The organism is Microbacterium invictum (assembly GCF_014197265.1).
In the GTDB taxonomy this organism is placed as follows: Bacteria; Actinomycetota; Actinomycetes; order Actinomycetales; family Microbacteriaceae; genus Microbacterium; species Microbacterium invictum.
In genome coordinates this window covers 3,110,576-3,129,105 of the sequence record NZ_JACIFH010000001.1, presented here as the reverse complement: position 1 = coordinate 3,129,105, position 18,530 = coordinate 3,110,576, and the positions used below count along the sequence as shown (strand labels likewise).

Annotated in this window: 20 protein-coding genes; 12 read left to right on the top strand and 8 right to left on the bottom strand. The window is 67.7% G+C overall.

Translation table 11 applies throughout. The features are described 5' to 3' along the window. Window positions 1-13: 13 nt before the first annotated feature. From BKA10_RS14525 to BKA10_RS14505, 5 genes are all read right to left on the bottom strand, one after another. Complete coding sequence (locus BKA10_RS14525; protein WP_183500623.1) at window positions 14-376, bottom strand: VOC family protein; 363 nt, start codon at window positions 374-376, stop codon at window positions 14-16. Between the two features lie 57 nt (window positions 377-433). Then, entirely contained in the window at window positions 434-910 is a 477-nt protein-coding gene (locus BKA10_RS14520; protein WP_183500622.1) for an NUDIX hydrolase, read from the bottom strand. Window positions 911-931: 21 nt separating this feature from the next. Beyond that, window positions 932-1,942: an aldo/keto reductase family protein gene (locus BKA10_RS14515; protein ID WP_183500621.1), complete on the bottom strand. Its 1,011-nt coding sequence runs from the start codon at window positions 1,940-1,942 to the stop codon at window positions 932-934. A 182-nt stretch (window positions 1,943-2,124) separates the two neighbouring features. After that, window positions 2,125-3,381 carry a dual-specificity RNA methyltransferase RlmN gene (gene rlmN, locus BKA10_RS14510; protein WP_183500620.1) on the bottom strand — a complete coding sequence of 419 codons (1,257 nt, stop codon included), beginning with the start codon at window positions 3,379-3,381 and terminating at the stop codon, window positions 2,125-2,127. 62 nt (window positions 3,382-3,443) lie between these two features. After that, window positions 3,444-4,238: a sulfite exporter TauE/SafE family protein gene (locus BKA10_RS14505; protein WP_183500619.1), complete on the bottom strand. Its 795-nt coding sequence runs from the start codon at window positions 4,236-4,238 to the stop codon at window positions 3,444-3,446. A 42-nt stretch (window positions 4,239-4,280) separates the two neighbouring features. Between BKA10_RS14505 and BKA10_RS14500 the strand changes: the two genes are divergently transcribed. The 5 genes from BKA10_RS14500 to BKA10_RS14480 all read left to right on the top strand — a co-directional run bounded on the left by BKA10_RS14500 (window position 4,281) and on the right by BKA10_RS14480 (window position 10,185). Continuing rightward, complete coding sequence (locus tag BKA10_RS14500) at window positions 4,281-5,198, top strand: PRD domain-containing protein (RefSeq protein ID WP_183500618.1); 918 nt, start codon at window positions 4,281-4,283, stop codon at window positions 5,196-5,198. Window positions 5,199-5,382: 184 nt separating this feature from the next. After that, on the top strand, window positions 5,383-7,242 hold the full coding sequence (locus BKA10_RS14495) for a beta-glucoside-specific PTS transporter subunit IIABC (protein WP_183500617.1): 1,860 nt from the start codon (window positions 5,383-5,385) through the stop codon (window positions 7,240-7,242). Between the two features lie 12 nt (window positions 7,243-7,254). After that, window positions 7,255-8,673, top strand: a complete 1,419-nt coding sequence (locus BKA10_RS14490; RefSeq protein WP_183500616.1) for a glycoside hydrolase family 1 protein — start codon at window positions 7,255-7,257, stop codon at window positions 8,671-8,673. Window positions 8,674-8,744: 71 nt separating this feature from the next. After that, on the top strand, window positions 8,745-9,221 hold the full coding sequence (locus tag BKA10_RS14485) for a GNAT family N-acetyltransferase (RefSeq protein WP_183500615.1): 477 nt from the start codon (window positions 8,745-8,747) through the stop codon (window positions 9,219-9,221). A gap of 109 nt (window positions 9,222-9,330) precedes the next feature. Further along, window positions 9,331-10,185: a Cof-type HAD-IIB family hydrolase gene (locus tag BKA10_RS14480; RefSeq protein WP_183500614.1), complete on the top strand. Its 855-nt coding sequence runs from the start codon at window positions 9,331-9,333 to the stop codon at window positions 10,183-10,185. Between the two features lie 140 nt (window positions 10,186-10,325). Here BKA10_RS14480 and BKA10_RS14475 read toward each other — a convergent pair whose 3' ends face one another. Genes BKA10_RS14475 through BKA10_RS14465 form a run of 3 tightly spaced genes read right to left on the bottom strand, consistent with a single transcriptional unit; the run spans window position 10,326 to window position 12,760 of the window. After that, window positions 10,326-11,183, bottom strand: coding sequence for an SDR family oxidoreductase (locus tag BKA10_RS14475; protein WP_183500613.1), 858 nt, complete (start codon window positions 11,181-11,183; stop codon window positions 10,326-10,328). Further along, window positions 11,180-11,959 (bottom strand): enoyl-CoA hydratase/isomerase family protein, encoded by a 780-nt coding sequence (locus tag BKA10_RS14470; RefSeq protein WP_183500612.1) that lies wholly within the window; start codon window positions 11,957-11,959, stop codon window positions 11,180-11,182. The genes BKA10_RS14475 and BKA10_RS14470 overlap by 4 nt, the downstream gene beginning before the upstream one ends. Window positions 11,960-11,998: 39 nt before the next feature. Beyond that, window positions 11,999-12,760 (bottom strand): SDR family NAD(P)-dependent oxidoreductase, encoded by a 762-nt coding sequence (locus tag BKA10_RS14465; protein WP_183500611.1) that lies wholly within the window; start codon window positions 12,758-12,760, stop codon window positions 11,999-12,001. A gap of 130 nt (window positions 12,761-12,890) precedes the next feature. On the opposite strand from BKA10_RS14465, the gene BKA10_RS14460 reads away from it, so the two are divergent. The 7 genes from BKA10_RS14460 (at window position 12,891) to BKA10_RS14430 (ending at window position 18,524) form a co-directional block, all read left to right on the top strand. Then, window positions 12,891-13,235: a DUF488 domain-containing protein gene (locus BKA10_RS14460; RefSeq protein ID WP_248199213.1), complete on the top strand. Its 345-nt coding sequence runs from the start codon at window positions 12,891-12,893 to the stop codon at window positions 13,233-13,235. Window positions 13,236-13,362: 127 nt separating this feature from the next. Next, a complete protein-coding gene (locus BKA10_RS14455; protein WP_183500609.1) occupies window positions 13,363-13,599 on the top strand; it encodes a hypothetical protein in 237 nt (78 codons plus the stop codon). A 67-nt stretch (window positions 13,600-13,666) separates the two neighbouring features. Next, the gene (locus BKA10_RS14450) at window positions 13,667-14,209 is read left to right on the top strand and encodes a phosphotransferase (RefSeq protein WP_183500608.1); all 543 of its coding nucleotides are present in this window, start codon (window positions 13,667-13,669) and stop codon (window positions 14,207-14,209) included. A gap of 142 nt (window positions 14,210-14,351) precedes the next feature. Beyond that, window positions 14,352-15,470, top strand: coding sequence for a tyrosine-type recombinase/integrase (locus BKA10_RS14445; RefSeq protein WP_183500607.1), 1,119 nt, complete (start codon window positions 14,352-14,354; stop codon window positions 15,468-15,470). Beyond that, on the top strand, window positions 15,467-15,817 hold the full coding sequence (locus BKA10_RS14440; RefSeq protein ID WP_183500606.1) for a helix-turn-helix domain-containing protein: 351 nt from the start codon (window positions 15,467-15,469) through the stop codon (window positions 15,815-15,817). Before BKA10_RS14445 ends, BKA10_RS14440 begins: the two co-directional genes overlap by 4 nt. Beyond that, window positions 15,804-18,278 (top strand): site-specific integrase, encoded by a 2,475-nt coding sequence (locus BKA10_RS14435; protein WP_183500605.1) that lies wholly within the window; start codon window positions 15,804-15,806, stop codon window positions 18,276-18,278. The genes BKA10_RS14440 and BKA10_RS14435 overlap by 14 nt, the downstream gene beginning before the upstream one ends. Before the next feature lie 39 nt (window positions 18,279-18,317). Next, complete coding sequence (locus BKA10_RS14430) at window positions 18,318-18,524, top strand: HAD family hydrolase (protein ID WP_183500604.1); 207 nt, start codon at window positions 18,318-18,320, stop codon at window positions 18,522-18,524. Window positions 18,525-18,530: the final 6 nt, after the last annotated feature.

Sequence of the window (18,530 nt, the reverse complement as noted above, 5' to 3'; positions counted from 1 at the left end):
GGCGATACGCGTATCAGCCGCCGACGACGCCCTCGAACAGGCCGATGTGGTTACCGTCGGGGTCGACGATGACCGCCCACCAGCTCGTGTCGGTGATGTTCTCCTTCGCCATCGCGACCGACCCGCCCGCTGCCTGGGCCTTGGCCACCGTGTCGTCGATCGAGTCGACCTCGACGTACGAGCGTGGCTGGGTGAACTCCGCCGAGCGCGGGGCGAGTCCGCCGCCGCTGACCTGGTTCGGCGCCTGCCACATCGGGTAGCCCTCGAACCCCTCCATCTCGGCGATCCGCCACCCGAACAGGTTCGAGTAGAACTGCGTCGCCTTCGTCAGGTCACCCACCGGGATGTCGATGTGGGTGATGTCTCCGTGTGCCATGTCGGTTCCCTTCCCGGAGCCAGTCTCGAGCTGCCGAGCGGCATCCGCAAGGGGCCCTCAGGACACCTCGCGCAGCAGTTCGATCAGCTTGTCGAGGGCGGGCCGCTGACCTTTGACGAGACGGGTGCGCGCGTCGTCCACCGGCATCCATTCGACTCGGTCCACCTCGGGAAACGAGCGTGTCGTTCCCGAGCGCGGCGGCCACTCGAGGTCGAACTCGCCGAAGGTGAAGTCGGACGCCGTGAAGTCCGCTCCGTCGGCGATGAACACCGTCACGCGTTTGCCCGACGAGTACGCGAACGTGCCGAGTTCGGCGTAGTCCACCTCGGGCGGGTCGACACCCAGTTCCTCGCGGAACTCGCGCCGGGCCGCCTCGAGCACCGGCTCATCCTCGTCGTATTCGCCTTTGGGAATGGACCACGCGGCGTCTTCCTTCGCCGCCCAGTACGGACCGCCCATGTGGGCGACGAGCACCGACACCCCGCCCTCGTCATCGAGACGGTAGAGCAGGATGCCGGCGCTCGTGGTCGCCATGTCGGCTCGACAGGCGTCCGATCAGGGGCGCGACTTCGGCGAGACCGTGTAGGTCTCTTCGACGTCGGTGACAGCGACCGGGGCGAGGGCGTCGTCGATCGCGGCCAGGGTGTCGGCGTCGAGTGTGACACCGGAGGCCTTCACGTTGTCCTCGAGCTGCTCGGGGCGCGAGGCTCCCACCAGCGCGGCGGCGACGTTCGGGTTCTGCAGCACCCAGGCGACCGCGAGCTGCGGCATCGTGAGGCCGGCCTGCTCGGCGATCGGCTTCAGCTTCTGCACCGCGGTGAGCACGTCGTCGTTCATGAAGCGCGAGATGAACCGCGCGCCGCTCTTGTCGTCGGTGGCGCGCGAACCCTCCGGCACCGGCTCGCCGGGCAGGTACTTGCCGCTGAGCACGCCCTGCGCCATCGGCGACCAGACGATCTGCGAGATGCCGAGCTCCTGGCTGGTCGGCGCGACCTTGCCTTCGATGACGCGCCACAGCGCCGAGTACTGCGGCTGGTTCGACACGAGCTGGAAGCCGAGCTGCGTCGCGAGCGCGTGGCCGTCGCGCAGCTGCTCGGCGGTCCACTCGCTCACGCCGATGTAGAGGGCCTTGCCCTGGCGGACGACGTCGGCGAACGCCTGCATCGTCTCTTCGAGCGGCGTCTCGTAGTCGTATCGGTGCGCCTGGTACAGGTCGACGTACTCGACGCCGAGGCGCCTCAGCGACCCGTGGATGCCGTCGAAGATGTGCTTGCGCGACAGGCCTGCGTCGTTCGGGCCCTTCTTTCCGATCGGCCAGTAGACCTTCGTGAACACCTCGAAGTCGGTGCGGTCCAGCCCTTTCAGCGCCTCGCCGAGCACGACCTCGGCGGCGGTGTTGGCGTAGGTGTCGGCGGTGTCGAAGCTCGTGATGCCGAGGTCGAGGGCCTTGTGCACCGTGGCGATCGCCGCCTCGTTGCCCACCTGTGAGGCGTGCGTAACCCAGTTGCCGTAGGTGATCTCCGAGACCTTGAATCCGCTGTTGCCGAGATAGCGATAGTTGACCATCCCTCAACGCTAGCGCCCGCGCTGAGGGGTGCGGGCGGCGCGTCGGTTCGGTTCGGTTCGGTTCGGTTCGGTTCGGTTCGCAGGGGATTCTGCTCCGGCATCCACTCACGGTGGTGGACACGCCCGGGATCGCCGAAATGTCCTGCGAGACGAACGCGAACGCGGACCCGGATGCCGGAGGCTCAGCCGACCGGGATGTCCTCGGCGGCGTGCTGGTCGTCCTCGGTGGCCACGAGCTGGCCGCAGGCGCCGTCGATCTCCTTGCCGCGGGTGTCGCGGAGGGTGGTGGGGATGCCGGCGGCGTTGAGCCGGCGGACGAACTCGTTCTGCACGGGGACGTCGCTGGAGGTCCACACCGAGCCGGGCGTCGGGTTCAGCGGGATGGGGTTCACGTGCACCCAGCCGCGACCGCGGGCGTTGAGCTTGTCGGCGAGCAGGTCGGCGCGCCACGGGTGGTCGTTCATGTCCTTGATGAGCGCGTACTCGATCGACACGCGCCGCCCGGTCTTCTCGAAGTAGCCGCGGGCGGCGTCGAGCGCCTCGTCGACCTTCCACCGCGAGTTGACGGGGATCAGCTCGTCGCGCAGCTCGTCGTCGGGGGCGTGCAGCGACAGCGCGAACGTCACCGGGATCTCTTCGGCGGCGAGCTTGTTGATCGCCGGCACCAGGCCCACCGTCGAGACGGTGATGCCGCGCGCGCTCATGCCGATGCCGTGCTTCTTGTCGGTCATGACGCGCACCGCCTGCATGACGCGGGCGTAGTTCGCGAGCGGTTCGCCCATGCCCATGAACACGATGTTGGTGACACGCTCGCCCTCGTGACCCACTCGCCGCGGGTCGCCCAGGCCGCCGTCGGCGATGAGCCGGTTGGCGCGGATGATCTGCTCGATGATCTCGGCGGCCGACATGTTGCGGGTCAGTCCCGCCTGACCGGTCGCGCAGAACGGGCAGTTCATGCCGCAGCCGGCCTGGCTCGACACGCACAGCGTGATGCGGCCGGGATAGCGCATGAGCACCGATTCGACGAGGGCGCCGTCGTGCAGCTTCCAGAGGAACTTGATCGTGTCGCCGCGGTCGGTCTCGAGGCGCCGCACCTCGGTCAGCAGGGTCGGCAGCATGCCGCCGACGAGCTCTTCCCGACTGGATGCCGGGAGGTCGGTCATCTGGTCCGGATCCGACGTGAAGTGGGTGAAGTAGTGCTTCTCCAGCTGCGCGGCGCGGAACCCCGGCATCCCGAGTTCCTTCACCGTGTCGACCCGCTGCTCGGGCGTGAGGTCGGCCAGGTGCACCGGCGGCTTGCCGCGCTTCGGACTCGCGAACTGCAGCAGCGGCCGGCCCGATTCGTCCTTCTGCTGCTCCCAGCCCTCCGTGCGCGGGCGCACCTGACGGGGCGGTGCGGTGCGCGGCTTCGTCTGGCGCACGGGTGTGGGCTCGGTCATGGACTCCAGGGTACCGACCTCACCTGCGCGAACGCCCGGCGCGGATGCCGACCGCGGCAGCCTCACCGCGGCAGCAGCAGGTACACCGAACCGACGACGGTGAGCACGATGATGATGCGCTCGAACAGCAGCTGGTCGATGCGGCGCGCGATCCACCGGCCCGCGAATGCCGATGCGATGACCACGGGCACCAGGACGAGTGCGATCAGTACGCCTTCGGCCGTGATCAGGCCGAGTCCGATCGAGAACGGGAGCTTGGCGAGGTTGACGATGGCGAAGAACCACGCGGCCGTCCCGAGGAAGGCCTGCACCGGCAATCGCATGGCGAGGAAGTACATCGACATGACCGGGCCTGCGGCGTTGGCGACCATCGTGGTGAACCCGCCGATGCTGCCGTAGGCGGCGGCCGCGATCCGTCGCTCGCCCACCGTATCGGCCCGTGGTTCACCGTCGGGCGCGGCTCGGCCTCCGGGCCGTCCGGTTCCGCGCGCCTGAGCTGCACGCCGCCACAGCGTGACGGCGACCACGAGCAGCAGGAGGATGCCGATGACCTGGCGCACCGCGGCATCCGGCGCGAACGCGAGGAACACGGCGCCCGCGATCATGCCCGCAACCACCGCCGGGATGAGCCGGACGAGCGTGCGCACGTCGGCGTGGTGCCGATAGGCCAGCATCGCGAACGCGTCGCCCACGATGAGCAGCAGCAGGATCGTGCCGGTCGACTGCTTCGCCGGCAGCACCGCGGCGAACAGCGCGACGGCGATCGTCGCCGCTCCCGGCAGCGCCGCCTTCGACAGCCCGATGACCACGGCGCCGACGCCCAGCAGCACCCACGCGAGCGCCGTCAGCTCGGGCATCGCGGCGGGGTCGGGGTCACGAAGTCACCATAGACTGCATCCATGGGCAGGGACGGCCACAGCACAGCGCGGGGTGCGGCCGTGCACCGGAGCACCGACGTGCACAAAGTGCTCAACAACAACGTCGTCATCTCGATCGACGTGGACGGCGGCGAGCGCGTGCTGATGGGCCGCGGGCTCGGATTCGGGCTGAAGCCGACCGACGAGATCGATCCCGCGAAGGTCGAGAAGACGTTCATCCTCGACACTGGCGCCGAGGGCGAGCGCGAGCGCCGGCTGCTCACCGACGTGCCCTATCCGATCATCGAGGCGGTGACCCGCGCCGTCGACGAAGCCGAGCGCATCCTGGGCCGGCACCTGGGCCGGCGGCTGGCGATCGCGGTCATCGACCACATCCAGTTCGTGCTCGAGCGGCTCGACAAGGGGGTGCGGATCCCAGCGACCTCGATGCCCGAGCTGCGGGTGCTGCACCCGCAGGAGTTCGCTGCCGCTGAGGCCATGGCCGACTCGATCGGCGCCTCGCTGCGCCGCGAGCTGCCCGCCGAGGAGGCGGTGTTCCTGTCGATGCACGTGCTCAATGCGACGCGCGATGAGCCCAACGGCACCGCGGCGTTGCTGTTCCGTCGCGTGCAGCACGTCGCCCAGACGGTCGAGAACGGCCTCGGCGTCACCCTCGACACCGGAAGCCACGACTACGCACGCTTCATCCTTCACGTGCAATTCCTGCTGCAGCGGCTCGTCGAACGGTCGATGCTCGCCAGCGGCGACACCTCGTTCTTCGAGTTCGCCAAGCACAGCTATCCGCGCTCGTACGCGATCGCCGAGGACGTCAAGGCCTATGTGCGCGAGGCGACCGGGTCGGACCTCACCGACGAGGAGCTGCTCTACGTCATCGTCCACGTCGAGCGCCTCCGGTCGCAGATCGCCCGCCGCAGCGATCCCGGCTCTGTGGTAACCTGAGCCCCGCAGGACCTCGTCCTGCAATCTGGATTGCTACCGCACCAGCGGGCAAAACCTGAACTCACGTCGCCGAACGGCGGCATCCGAGTTCAGGTTTTTTTGTTGCCCGAAAGCGGATGCCGGTCCGGATTCCGGATGAATCTGAACAAGCCGCAGTGGTGCGGCGAAAGGATGGCGGATCCCCATGGCGGATTACGCGAAGACCGCGGCCGGCGTGCTCGCCGGCGTCGGCGGCGAAGAGAACGTGCAGTCCCTCGTGCACTGCGCGACCCGGCTGCGGTTCGTCCTCAAGGACGAGAGCAAGGCCGACACGGCGGCCGTCAAAGCGACGCCCGGTGTCGTCACGGTCGCCCAGGCCGGCGGCCAGTACCAGGTCGTCATCGGCAACGACGTGCCCGATGTGTTCGCCGAGATCGGCAAGGCCTCGGGGCTCGGCACCGCCGGGCACACGGCGACTCCCGCCGAAGATGCCCCAAAGGGCAACCTCTTCAACCGCTTCATCTCGATGATCTCGTCGATCTTCACCCCAGTCCTGTGGGCGCTGGCCGGCACCGGCCTGCTCAAGGCGTTCCTCGCCGCCGCGGCGACATTCGGCTGGATCGCGACCGACACCACGACCTACACCGTCCTGTACGCGCTCTCGGACGCGTTCATCAACTTCCTGCCCATGGCCCTCGCGCTCACGGCGGCCCGCTACTTCGCAGCGAACGAGTGGACAGCCCTCGCCATCGCCGGCGCCCTGGTCTACCCGACGATCACGGGCCTGGTCGGAGCCGAGGGGCTGACCTTCTTCGGCATCCCGTTCACGATGGTCAGCTACGTCTCCAGCGTCATCCCGATCATCGTCATCGTCTGGTTGCAAAGCCATGCCGAGAAGTTCCTCTACGCGAAGCTTCCGGGCGCGATCAAGCGCTTCGTCACGCCGATGATCGTCGTGCTGGTCGCTGTGCCGCTCGTGTTCGTCGTCGTCGGCCCGATCTCCGACCTGATCGGCGGCTGGCTCGGCGGCGGCATCGGCTGGGTCTTCGAGCACGCCCCCTGGGCCGGTGGCGCGATCATGGGCGGCCTGTGGCAGGTCTTCGTGATCTTCGGCCTGCACTGGGGGCTCGTGCCGCTGTTCACGCTCGAGTTCCAGACGACCGGTCAGATCGCGCTGCTGGGCCCGGTGTTCGCGGCGGTGCTCGCCCAGGCCGCTGCGGTCGCCGGCGTGTGGCTGCGCGCCCGCAACAAGAGCCTCAAGTCGCTCGCCGCCCCTGCGACGCTGTCGGGCTTCCTCGCCGGCATCACCGAGCCGGCGATCTACGGCATCAACCTGCCGCTGAAGCGGCCGTTCGCCTTCGGCATCGTGGGCGGCGCGATCGGCGGCGCCATCATCGCCATCGGCGGCGTCTTCTCGACCTCGTTCGTCGTGCCCTCGGGTCTCGCACTCCCGGCGCTGTTCGGCAACGGCAACATGGTGATGCTCGGCATCGGCCTGCTCGTCGCGATCGTCGTCCCGTTCCTCCTGACCACGATCGTCGGGTTCACCGAACCCGCCGAGGATGAGACCGTCGCCGCCGAGGCGAACGACGTCGCCGTGCTGAGCCCGCTCGACGGCACGGTGGTGCCGCTGAGCGAGACCCCGGATGCCGCGTTCGCCGACGGCTCGCTGGGGCAGGGCGTCGCGATCAAGCCCCGCTCTGGTGCCGTCTACGCGCCGTTCGATGCGACGGTGGTCGCCGCTTTCCCCACCGGTCACGCGATCGGTCTTCGGCACGCCGACGGCGCCGAGCTGCTGATCCACATCGGCATCGACACCGTGAAGCTGAACGGCGAGCACTTCGACCTGAAGGTGACCTCGGGCCAGCGGGTGCAGGCAGGCGAGCTGCTGCTCACCTTCGACGGCGACGCGATCGAGCGCGCCGGCTACGACCTGACGACCCCGGTCATCATCACCAACCCCGACCTGTACCCAGAGGTCGGCACCCCGGCATCCGGCCCCATCGCACACGGCGACCCGCTGTACTTCGCCGTCGCCGTCGAGTCCGCCATCCCCGCGAAGTAGAGGAGCATCATCATGACCACCACCCCGTTCCCCGAGGGCTTCCTCTGGGGCGGCGCGACCGCCGCCAACCAGCTCGAAGGCGCGTACCTCGAAGACGGCAAGGGCCTGTCGATCCAGGACGTCATGCCCGAGGGCATCATGACGCCCCGCACCGAGGGGCCCACCGATGACAACCTCAAGCAGGTCGGCATCGACTTCTACCACCGGTACGCCGAGGACATCGCCCTGTTCGCCGAGATGGGGTTCACGACCTACCGTTTCTCGATCGCCTGGAGCCGCATCTTCCCGAAGGGCGACGAGACCGAACCCAACGAGGCCGGCCTCGCGTTCTACGACCGCGTGCTCGACGAGCTCGAGCGCCACGGCATCGAGCCGCTGGTCACCATCTCGCACTACGAGACTCCGCTGCACCTCGCCGAGACCTACGACGGCTGGGTCAACCGCGACCTCATCGGGTTCTACGAGCGCTACGTGCGGGCGCTGCTGACCCGCTACGGCGCCCGTGTGAAGTACTGGCTGACCTTCAACGAGATCAACTCGGTCATCCATGCGCCGTTCATGTCGGGAGGCATCAACACCCCGAAGGATCAGCTGTCCAAGACCGACCTGTACCAGGCCGTACACCACGAGCTCGTGGCCTCGGCCCTCGCGACCAAGATCGCCCGCGAACTCGCACCGGACGCCCAGGTCGGCTGCATGGTGCTGTCGATGCCCGTCTACCCGCTGACGCCGAACCCCGACGACGTGTTCGCGGCGCTCACGACCGAGCGGGTGAACCTCGCCTTCGGCGACATCCACGTGCGCGGCGAGTACCCCGGCTATTACCTGCGGAGCCTGCGCGAGCAGGGGGTCGAGCTGCAGATCAGCGACGAGGACCGAGCGCTCCTGAAGGAGCACACCGTCGACTTCGTGTCGTTCAGCTACTACTCGTCGATCTGCGAGACGGCCGACCGGTCGCAGGGCGAGCAGGGGCAGGGCAACCTCTTCGGCGGGGTCAAGAACCCGACCCTGAAGGAGTCGGAGTGGGGCTGGCAGATCGACCCGATCGGCCTGCGCATCGTCCTCAACCAGTTCTGGGACCGCTGGCAGAAGCCGCTGTTCATCGTCGAGAACGGGCTGGGCGCGAAGGACGAGCTCGTCGAGATCGACGGTGTCAAGACCGTCGTCGACGACTACCGCATCGCCTACCTGCAGGCCCACCTCGACGCCGTCGGAGAGGCCATCGAAGACGGCGTCGACCTGCTCGGCTACACGACCTGGGGCTGCATCGACCTGGTCAGCGCGTCGACGGCGCAGCTGAGCAAGCGGTACGGATTCATCTACGTCGACCGGAACGACGACGGCTCGGGCACCCTCGAGCGCTTCAAGAAGAAGTCGTTCGACTGGTACGCCGAGGTCATCCGCACGAACGGTGCCAGCCTGACGGCGTGACGAGACGTGACGCGGCGTCACGGGCGGGGAGGCCCTGCCCGTGGCGCCGCCGTCTCTGTCAGAGTGGTGCCGTGACCAGTGACGAGCTCGAGATCCGCGGTATCCGGGCCGGTGACGCCGGCGAGGTGCTGACCCTGCAGCGCGCCGCATTCGTGCAGGAGGCGCTGATCTACGGCTCACCGGACATGCCCCCGCTGACCCAGACGCTCGAGGAGCTCGAGGCCGAACTGGCCGAGAACCTCGGCTGCATCGCCCTTGCCGGTGCCCGCATCGTCGGCGCAGTGCGCGCGCGGCGTGACGGCGACCTGCTGCTGATCGGTCGCATCGCGATCGCCCCCGACCAGCAGGGCCGCGGCATCGGCTCCCAACTGCTGGCCGCCGTCGAGCAGGCCGGGCGGGATGCCGGCGCGCGCGAGGCCGAACTGTTCACGGGGTCGCTCAGCGAGGCGAACCTGCGGCTGTACGAGCGCGAGGGCTACGGCGAGACCGAGCGCGTGCCCACCGGCGACGGCATCGAGCAGGTCTTCCTGCGCAAGCCGCTGACCTGACCCGCGTCCCGTTCGCGGCGGCGGGACGCCGACGGCCACGACCCGTTCAGCTTGCCCAGGTAGCGTGGATCGCGGCATCCCGCACGATCAGATCGGACTCTCACTACTCATGACGACTCAGCGCATCGCCTTCCTCGATGTCGACGGCACGATCCTCGAGCACGGACAGGTGATCGCACCGTCTACGGTGACAGCAGTGCGCACGGCGCGCGCGAACGGCCATCTCGTCTATCTGTGCACCGGCCGGTCCGACGGCGACATCCACCCGAGGGTGCGCGAGATCGGGTTCGACGGCGCAATCACCAACGGGGGCGCGTTCGCGACGCGCGGCGACGAGCTGGTCGTGTCGCATCCGATGCCCCGGGCCGACACCGACCGCCTCGTGGCCTACTTCGAAGAGCACGGCATCCACTACTTCCTGCAGACGCACGAGGCGGTCTTCGCCAGCGACGGCATCGGCGAGCTGGCCGCGGACTTCTTCCGGCAGCTGCGCGAGCGCCACGCCGACCAGCTGCGAGAGCTCGGCCTCGACGACGGCGACGAGCCGGCGCCGATGATCAGCTACCGGCCGCTGGCCGAGGTCGACCTCGACGAGGTGGCCAAGACCACATTCATCAGTGAACGCTCCGACAGCCTCGACCGCGCGCAGGCAGACCTCGGTGACCGGTTCCACGTGATCCCGGGCTCCATCCCGATGCCCGGCGGGTCCAACGGCGAAATCGCCCTGCTCGGCACGAACAAGGGCGCCGCGATCGTCGAGGTGCTCGATCTGCTCGGGATCGACGCGGCGGACGCCATCGGCATCGGCGACAGCTGGAACGACGTCGAGATGTTCGACGTCGTCGGCACCGCGGTGGCCATGGGCAACGCCGACCCCGAGCTGCAGGCGCGCGCCGGGCGCGTCACGACCTCGGTGCTCGACGACGGCGTCTGGAATGCGTTCGTCGCCCTCGGGCTGGCGTAGGCCTCGTCGCCGCGCCGAGCCGCATACTCTTGGCCGAGCCGCATACGTTTGGCCGCATGTGACTATGCGGCTCGCACTTGACTATGCGGCTCGGCGACGAGACCAGCGCGCCCAGCGCGCCGAGCCCGGCGCCGCGCGCCTCAGTCCAGGAAGATGTCGGGGTACAGCTCCGAGTCGGGGGTTCCCGGCGTCGCCGCGTAGCCCGAGAAGTCGGTGATCCCGGCATCCCGCAGCACGTCCTCGACGATCAGCGTCTGGCCGGTGTACTCGCGCGCCGGCTGCACCAGCACCTCGTAGGCCGCGTCGGCGTAGATCTCGGGCGTGCGGCTGACCTTCATCATCCGGTCGCCGCCGAGCGCGTACTTCACCGCGGCGGTGGCAATGGTCGTCGCGGGCCACAGGGTGTTGGCGGCGATGCCGTCCTTCGCGAACTCCGCCGCGATGCCCAGTGTCGCCATCGTCATGCCGAACTTCGCGAGCGAGTAGCCGGTGTGCGCGCCGAGCCACTTCGGAGTGGTGTTCAGCGGCGGCGACAGCGACAGGATGTGCGGGTTGCCGGACTCCTTCAGGATCGGCAGCGCCGTGCGCGAGAGCAGAAAGGTGCCGCGCACGTTGACGTCCTGCATGAGGTCGTACTTCTTGGACGACAGGTCGAGCGAGCCCGACAGGTCGATGACCGACGCGTTGTTGATGACGATGTCGATGCCGTCGAACTCGCCCTGGGTCTTGAGCACGGCCTCGGTGATGTCGTCGTCGTTGCGCACATCGCCGACAATCGGCAGCGCCCGGCCGCCCGCCGCGCGGATCTGCTCGGCGGCGGTGTGCACGGTGCCTTCGAGCTTGGGGTGCGGGGTGTCGGTCTTGGCCAGCAGTGCGATGTTCGCGCCGTCGCGCGCGGCGCGCAGGGCGATCGCGAGGCCGATGCCGCGGCTGCCGCCCGACATCAGGATGGTCTTGCCGGCGAGCGGCTTGTCGGTGCGGATCTCGTCGGGGGTCATGCCTTCTCCTTGCGGGTGGATGCCGCGGCGAAACCCGCGACACGTGCTTTAGCGTCGGGGGTGTCGAATGCGGCGCCGATCGACCTTGCCTCTTCGTCGAGCTGCGCGGCGAAGGCGCGCTCGGGCTGTGAGCGGATCAGGCGCTTGGCCTGGCCGTACGCGCCGTAGGCGCCGGCGAGCCAGAACCGGGCGACCTCGTCGGCACGCGCCTGGACGCGTTCGGGTGCGACCACCTCGGCGACCAGGCCCCACTCGAGCGCCTCCTGGGCCGACAGCAGCCTGTCCTGCAGCACGAGCTGCAGTGCGCGCCGCTGCCCGATCGCGTGCGCGAGCTGCGCCGAGACCGACAGGTCGGGGGTGAGCCCGATGTTCGCGTACAGGCTGCCGATCTTCGAGTTCTCACCGACGATCGCGTAGTCCGAGCACATCAGGATGCCGAGGCCACCGCCTGCGGTGGTGCCGTGCGCGGCGGCCACGACGGGCACCGACGACTCGGTCAGGGCCCGGATGCCGGTGTTGATCACATCGGCGAGCGCGTGGATGTCGGCGCCCGAGCCCATGGTGTGCGCCATGTCGAGCACGTCGCCGCCGGCGCAGAACGACCGGCCCGCGGCGTCGAGCACGATCGCGCCGACGTCGTCACGCGTGGTGGCCTCGACGGTGACGCGCGCCCACGCGTGGGCGAGGTCGGCGTTGAACGCGTTGAGTCGTTCGGGACGGTTGAGCGTGATGCGGGCGAGGCCGTCGTCGACGCTGAACAGAATGGGGTCGCTCACGGGTCTCCTTCTCTGGGATGGGTGTCGGGGCGAAGCGGTCTACTTCGGGGCCATGCGGATGGCGCCGTCGAGGCGGATGGTCTCGCCGTTGAGGTAGCCGTTATCGATGATCTGCAGCGCCAGGTTGGCGTATTCATCGGGCTGCCCGACGCGGGAGGGGTAGGGCACCTGCTGGCCGAGGCTCGCCTGGGCCGCCTCGGGAAGACCGGCGAGCATGGGCGTCTGCATGATGCCCGGGGCGATCGTGCAGACGCGGATGCCGTAGCGGGCCAGTTCGCGGGCGATCGGCAGGGTCATCGCGTGGACGCCGCCCTTGCTGCTGGAGTAGGCAGCCTGGCCGATCTGGCCGTCGAACGCGGCGACCGACGCCGTGTTGACGATGACGCCGCGGTCGCCCGATGGTGTCGGGGCGGTCTTCGCGATCACCGCGGACGCCTGACTGATCACGTTGAACGTACCCACCAGGTTGATGCGCACGACGCGCTCGAAGTCGGCCAGCGGCGACGGGTCGCCATCGCGGTTGAGCACCTTGGCGGGTGGGGCGATGCCGGCGCAGTTGATGACGATGCGCAGCGGGCCGTGCTCGGCCGCCTGCGAGACGGCGGCCCCGACCTGGTCGGAATCGACGACATCGGCGGCGGCGAACGTACCGCCGAGCTCTGCGGCGATGTCGGCTCCGGCCGACGAAGGCAGGTCGACGATCACCACGTGCGCACCGGCGGCGGCGAGACGGCGGGCAGTGGCCAGGCCCAGGCCGCTGGCACCGCCGGTGACGAGAGCGGATGATCCGGCAATCTCCATGCGTTCTCCTTCGAACTGGTCGTGCGTCGTGAAACTGGTATTGCGTCCCACACTACGCGGGACTGCGTGCCAAGCCGGGTCCCCTGCGACCAGACTACCCGCCGGCCGTGGACGGGGGCAGACTGGTGCCGTGGAGATCACTGTGAAGCGCGTGTATGAGGATCCGGCATCCACCGACGGGTATCGGGTGCTCGTCGACCGGCTCTGGCCCCGAGGGCTGTCGAAGGAGCGCGCCGCCGTCGATCTGTGGGACAAGGACGTGGCTCCGTCGAGCGAGCTGCGGAAGGCGTTCCACCACGAGGGGATGAGCTGGCCCGACTTCGAGGCGGCGTATCGCGCCGAGATCGCGGACGGGGCGGCCGTCGACGCGCTGCGCGAGCAGCTGGCGGGGCACGACACCGTCACGTTGCTGTTTGCGACGCACGACGAGGAGCACAACCACGCACTGCTGCTGCGCGCGGTATTGCAGAGGTAGGCGTCGCCTCCTCCCCAGGTGGCCGTCCGCTCGGGTTGTCCACAGTTCGACGATTCCCGCGTCACGAGCATCGGCCGCGCGCGTACCGTTCCTGGTGCACCCCGCCGATCGGGGGCAGAATGGGGGCATGACCGTGAGCCCAGACGTCATCGGCGTAATCATCGCCGGCGCGATGCTCGCCGCCACGTTGTTCGGCGGACTGTGGGCGCTGATGTCGCATCTCATGAACAGGCTCGAGGCTCGACTCGGAGTGCGGTTCGACAACGTCGAGACCCGCCTGGGCCGCGTCGAGGGCGAGATCACCGAGCTTAAGATCGCGGTCGCACGTCTCGAAGGCCCCACGCCCCGCCTGCTGACCCGCTGACGACCCGTGCGGCCGGACTGCGGTGCCGCGGTGCCTCCGCTCGCCGTGCCGCCACGAAGATGGAGGCATGACGATCCCGACCGAGTGGATGCCGGTACCCGAACCCGTCGCCCGCCTCGCACGCGGCGCGGGGCTGACCCCGGTCTGGGCGAACGAGCTGGGCGGGCTCACCTTCCGTACCGATGACGGCCGGTTCATCAAGTACGGGCCACGCAATGCGGAGACGACCATGGCCGGTGAGGCCGAGCGGCTCGCGTGGGCCGGCCGCTACATCCGGGTGCCGGAGGTGGTGGATGCCGGTGGCGACGACAGCCACGAATGGCTCGTGACCCGGGCGATCCCGGGGCTGTCGGCCGTCGACCCGCGGTGGCTCGCAGAACCGGCCACTGCCGTGCGGGCGGTCGGCGAAGCGCTGCGGGCGCTGCACGAGGCACTGCCGGTGACCGGCTGTCCGTTCGAGTGGACCGTGCCCTCGCGCCTGCGCGCCGCCGCGACCCGCGGCATCGAGGTGCCCGAAGCGCTGCGCACCGCGCCCGAGGTCGACCTGTTCGTCGTGTGCCACGCGGACGCCTGCTGCCCCAACACCCTCAACCGTACGAAGTTCCGTTAAACGCAGGATTTCGCATGAGTTCAGCCTGATCTGGCCACCATCTTCGCAGAAGCTGACCTGGCGCTGTCCGCGACATGAAGGCCGATCTAGCAAAGCCACGCCCGTTTAATGCATGATTAGAGCGTTAAACGGAAGGAATGCGATGACTCGAGAGGGCGTGCCGTTCGGGTCGGCATCGCTTCACCTGGCCTCTGGTGTGCGGTTCCTGCACGAGGAGGAGACGGTCTTCGATGGCATGATCCAGGGGTGGTCGGCCCAGATGAAGGGCGGACGCGGCCTGAAGCAGAGCTCCGTGTCCGGGACTGTGGGCAGGGTACGGGCGTTCCGAGAGTTCTGTGGTGAATGGCCGTGGCGGTGGTCGGCGGCGATGTTCGACGAGTGGATGGTGGAGCTCGTTACCCGCGGGCTCGTGCTTTCGACACGTCGCGGCTATCAACAAGCGATCCGCTCGTTCTGCACCTACTTGTGCTCCCCGCACTACGGGTGGGTGGCCGAGTGCGAAGAGCGATTCGGTGAGCACCCGGTGCAGGTGTCGCACGAGGAGAACACGCTTCGTCATCTGGTCGACCTTGAAGGATCGCCAGGTCGCCGCCCGTTGACTCGCCGTGAGCTGCAGATGCTTCTCGATCGTGTCGATCGAGAAGTCGATCTCCGTCTCGAGCAGAAGAGGAAGGGCGCGACGCTCGCCTATCGCGACGCGACGATGTTCAAGGTGCTCTACGGGTGGGGGCTGCGCGCGAACGAAATGTGCCATTTAGATACCACCGACCTTCTCCGCACCCCGCACGCGCCGCAGTTCGCCGGGATGGGCATCGTTCAGGTTCGGATGGGCAAGTCCTCCAGCGGCGGGGCTCCCAAGCGGCGCGGGGTGGCAACGGTTCACCAGTGGGCAGTCGACGCTCTGCAGGACTATCTGGATCAAGTACGGCCGCTCATGATCAAGTCCACCCGACCGACCAACGCGATTTTCGTCACCGAACGAGGGACACGGATGAAGCCTCGGGATGTCTCGGAGCGATTCGCTTACTACCGGGATGAACTCAAGCTCGACGATGTGTTGACCCCGCATGCGCTGCGCCACAGCTACGCAACCCATCTCGCCGAAGATGGCGTCGACCCGGTCTTCATTAAGGAGCAGCTCGGGCACGCGTATCAGTCGACGACGGCGATCTACACGGGAGTCAGCAGCGACTTTAAGAACAAGATGATGCTCGACGCGGTACGTCGTGTCGTCTCGGGATCGAGAGAGGGTGAATCGTGAAGATCATCGATTACGAGTGGCGGCTGCGGGAGCTTATGGCCGCGGCGGGAATGTACAAGACAACGGATATGCATCGCGCGTTGACGGAGCGTGGTGTGAAGATGTCGTCGAGCCAGGTGTATCGATTGGTGACGGAAGCACCTGAACGACTCAATCTGCACGCGTTCGTGGCATTGATGGACATCCTGCACTGCGGCGCCGACGATCTCATCCGTCCGGTCCACCTCGGTGCCGCGGTCGAGAGAACCGGTACAGAACACGCCGCTCCAGAGCGTGCGAATGATGCGCTGCGAACAACCGGCGCTCGCCCCAAGCGGGCACGCATCCTTCCCGATGGCGACGCTTGATGAACTGCTCGACGACATAACGAAACGGATCGTCGAGGCAGATCCAGCGATTGAACCTCGGCGCGTTCGCGAGGCCGCCGCCGGAGTCCTGGCAAAGCCAGCGCATGCCGACCGGCTTCTGGCTGCACTTGTCGCCGACCCCACGCTTCTCGTCAGCGGCAGTGCGCAGATGCCGCGCGCTCTGCAGAGAATCATCGTCGCCATCGACGTCCCTCATTCGGCCGTTCGACTGCCGCGCTGTCCGTCCTGTGAGAGGGAGCTTGCAGCGGCCTTCGTTAACGTGGGCGATCTGCGGCTCTGTGGGACATGCGCCAAGCGAGCGACCAGGAGATTCCACTCGTGCGCGGAGTGCGGCAACTCGGTACTGAATCCTCGTAGAGCCGCCGGCCGGACGTTCTGCCTTCGCTGCTGGAACAGCATGCGGTCACGGCGAAGCGCGATCCTGCTGACCGTTCTGCGCCGCGAGGTCCCGGAGCTGGCTGCCTCCGTCATCGATGATGGGTTGCTCGCCGCATCGGCGTCGGAAACCGAGCAACTTCGACTCACTCTGGACTGCGTCGAGAACAGCACAGTCTGGCTCGCCCACCCCTCGCAGGGCAACGCCGCCTTCGCACGCCTGTACGCAGTGCTCGCGGTGCATTATCCGCAGCTGCGGCCCCTCGTCTGCGCCGTCTGCCAGTCCGGCAGACCGCTTACGAACGTGCTCGATGGAGCTCGAGTCTGCGCGCGCTGCTACCGGAACGGACGCCGCCAAGACTGTGATCGATGTCGCCAGCCACGCACTATCTCTCGTCAGCTCCCGGACGGAACAAAGCTCTGCCAGTGGTGCTGGAAGTCCGACCCCGAGCAGATCGCCGACTGCACAATGTGCGGGCAGCGGCGAATTGTGGCGGCCTTCGGTCCGACCGGTGCTGTGTGCGGGTCGTGTCGGCTCATGAGCGCCGTCGACACGTGCTCGAAGTGCGGCCGCGTCGAACCGTGCCGCTTCGCAGGAACGCCGCGCGCCGTTTGTGAGGGTTGCCGGCGCAAGCGCGTCACGTGCGCACGTTGCGGCACAGTCCGCCTGGTCCACACGCGGGATGAAGCGGGCGCTCCGCTCTGCGGTTCCTGCAGCGACCGTCCCACAGACACCTGCGTCTCTTGCGGCCAGTCCCGCAATGTCCGCGGACGCGTGGACGGTGAACCGCTGTGCGGAACGTGCTTCAAGAAGCACCCGTCGAGCTTCCGCGATTGCACACGCTGCGGAACTCATCGCAAACTGCGGCAGACAGGGCTCTGCGATCGGTGCACCATCATCGATCTTGCAACCGAGATGTTCCCAGCGAGCATCTTCGAGGCCAACCCGTCGGCAGTGGCGCTGCGGGACGCGTTGTTGAGCGGCGCGGACGGGCGAACCGTGAGCGCCTTCCTCCGCCCACGCTCGCTCCTGCTCTTGCGCAATGTCCTCGCAGAGCCGGGACCCATCGCACACACCGCAATAGATGCTCTCGGTCCTGAGCAAACCACGCGACACGTGCGTGCACTTCTCGTGCAATACGGTCTCCTAGCCACCGTCGACTATCACCTGCAGCGGTTCGAGAGATGGATATCGGAGGCTGCGCAGACGATCTCAGATCCCGTCGCTCGATCCGCGTTCACGCAGTACGCGAACTGGAAACACCTTCGCGAGTTACGAGCAAAGCCGGGACCGATATCAGGCAGCCTCGCCGGGTCTCGGCGTCGTGAGCTACGGATTATCAAGGACCTACTTGAGTGGGCCGAGCGCGAGGGAACATCGCTCGAACAGCTGACGCAGGGCCAAGTAGATCACTGGTCGACCACCGGCACCGAGCGGCACCGAGTCCAGGGATTCCTGCGGTGGGCGCGCCGAAATAGACTTGCCCGCGACCTGTCGGTATTTCGCGCGCATCCTCCCGCACCGACTATCGGCGGCCTGTCGGACGAGAGACGCCAGCGACTTCTCGCAGACGTCCTCCGGAACGACGACATCCTGGCAGGCACAAGACTCGCCGCCGCTCTGGTGCTGCTCTACGGGATCCACCCTCACCGCATCGCACGGATCACCCTTGACCGGGTCGACTCCGTCAATGGGTTGGCGCGGATTCGGATCGGCTCAGAACACCTCTACCTCCCGAACGAACTCGGCATCGTGGCAGAGGCCGTGATCGCTGCTCGCACTGCACGACGGCTCCTTCATGACGTCCACGATGGCGTCTGGCTCCTCCCTGGAACGCGACCGGGCTATCCACTCGCGAACACCACGCTGACCCGGCGACTGAGAGAAATCGGCGTCACGGTCGCGCCAGCTCGCAGAGGGGCGCTCACATCGCTTGCCGCGCAGCTCCACCCAGTCGTCCTTGCCGACCTGACAGGCATCCACATCCGCACCGCCATTGTCTGGCGAGACGCTGTCGCAGCGAGCAGGTCGCGCTACGTCGACGAGCTTCTCCAGCCAGAGTGACGCTATGGCGACGGTGCCGCCCTCAGGAACGATGGCTGGATGAACGACTCGGTGATGCGTTGGCGAGCGGTCGGCTTCGATCTCGACGGCACCCTGTTCGACAACGAAGGATCTGCAACCGATGCTGTCGCTGAGTTCGTGCCTGATCTCGGAATCGAGCGGACGCCTCAGCACGCAGCGTGGTTCACGCTCGAAGCTGAGCACTTCGAGAACTGGCGCGCCGGCCGTGTCTCGTTTGTTGAGTAGCGACGG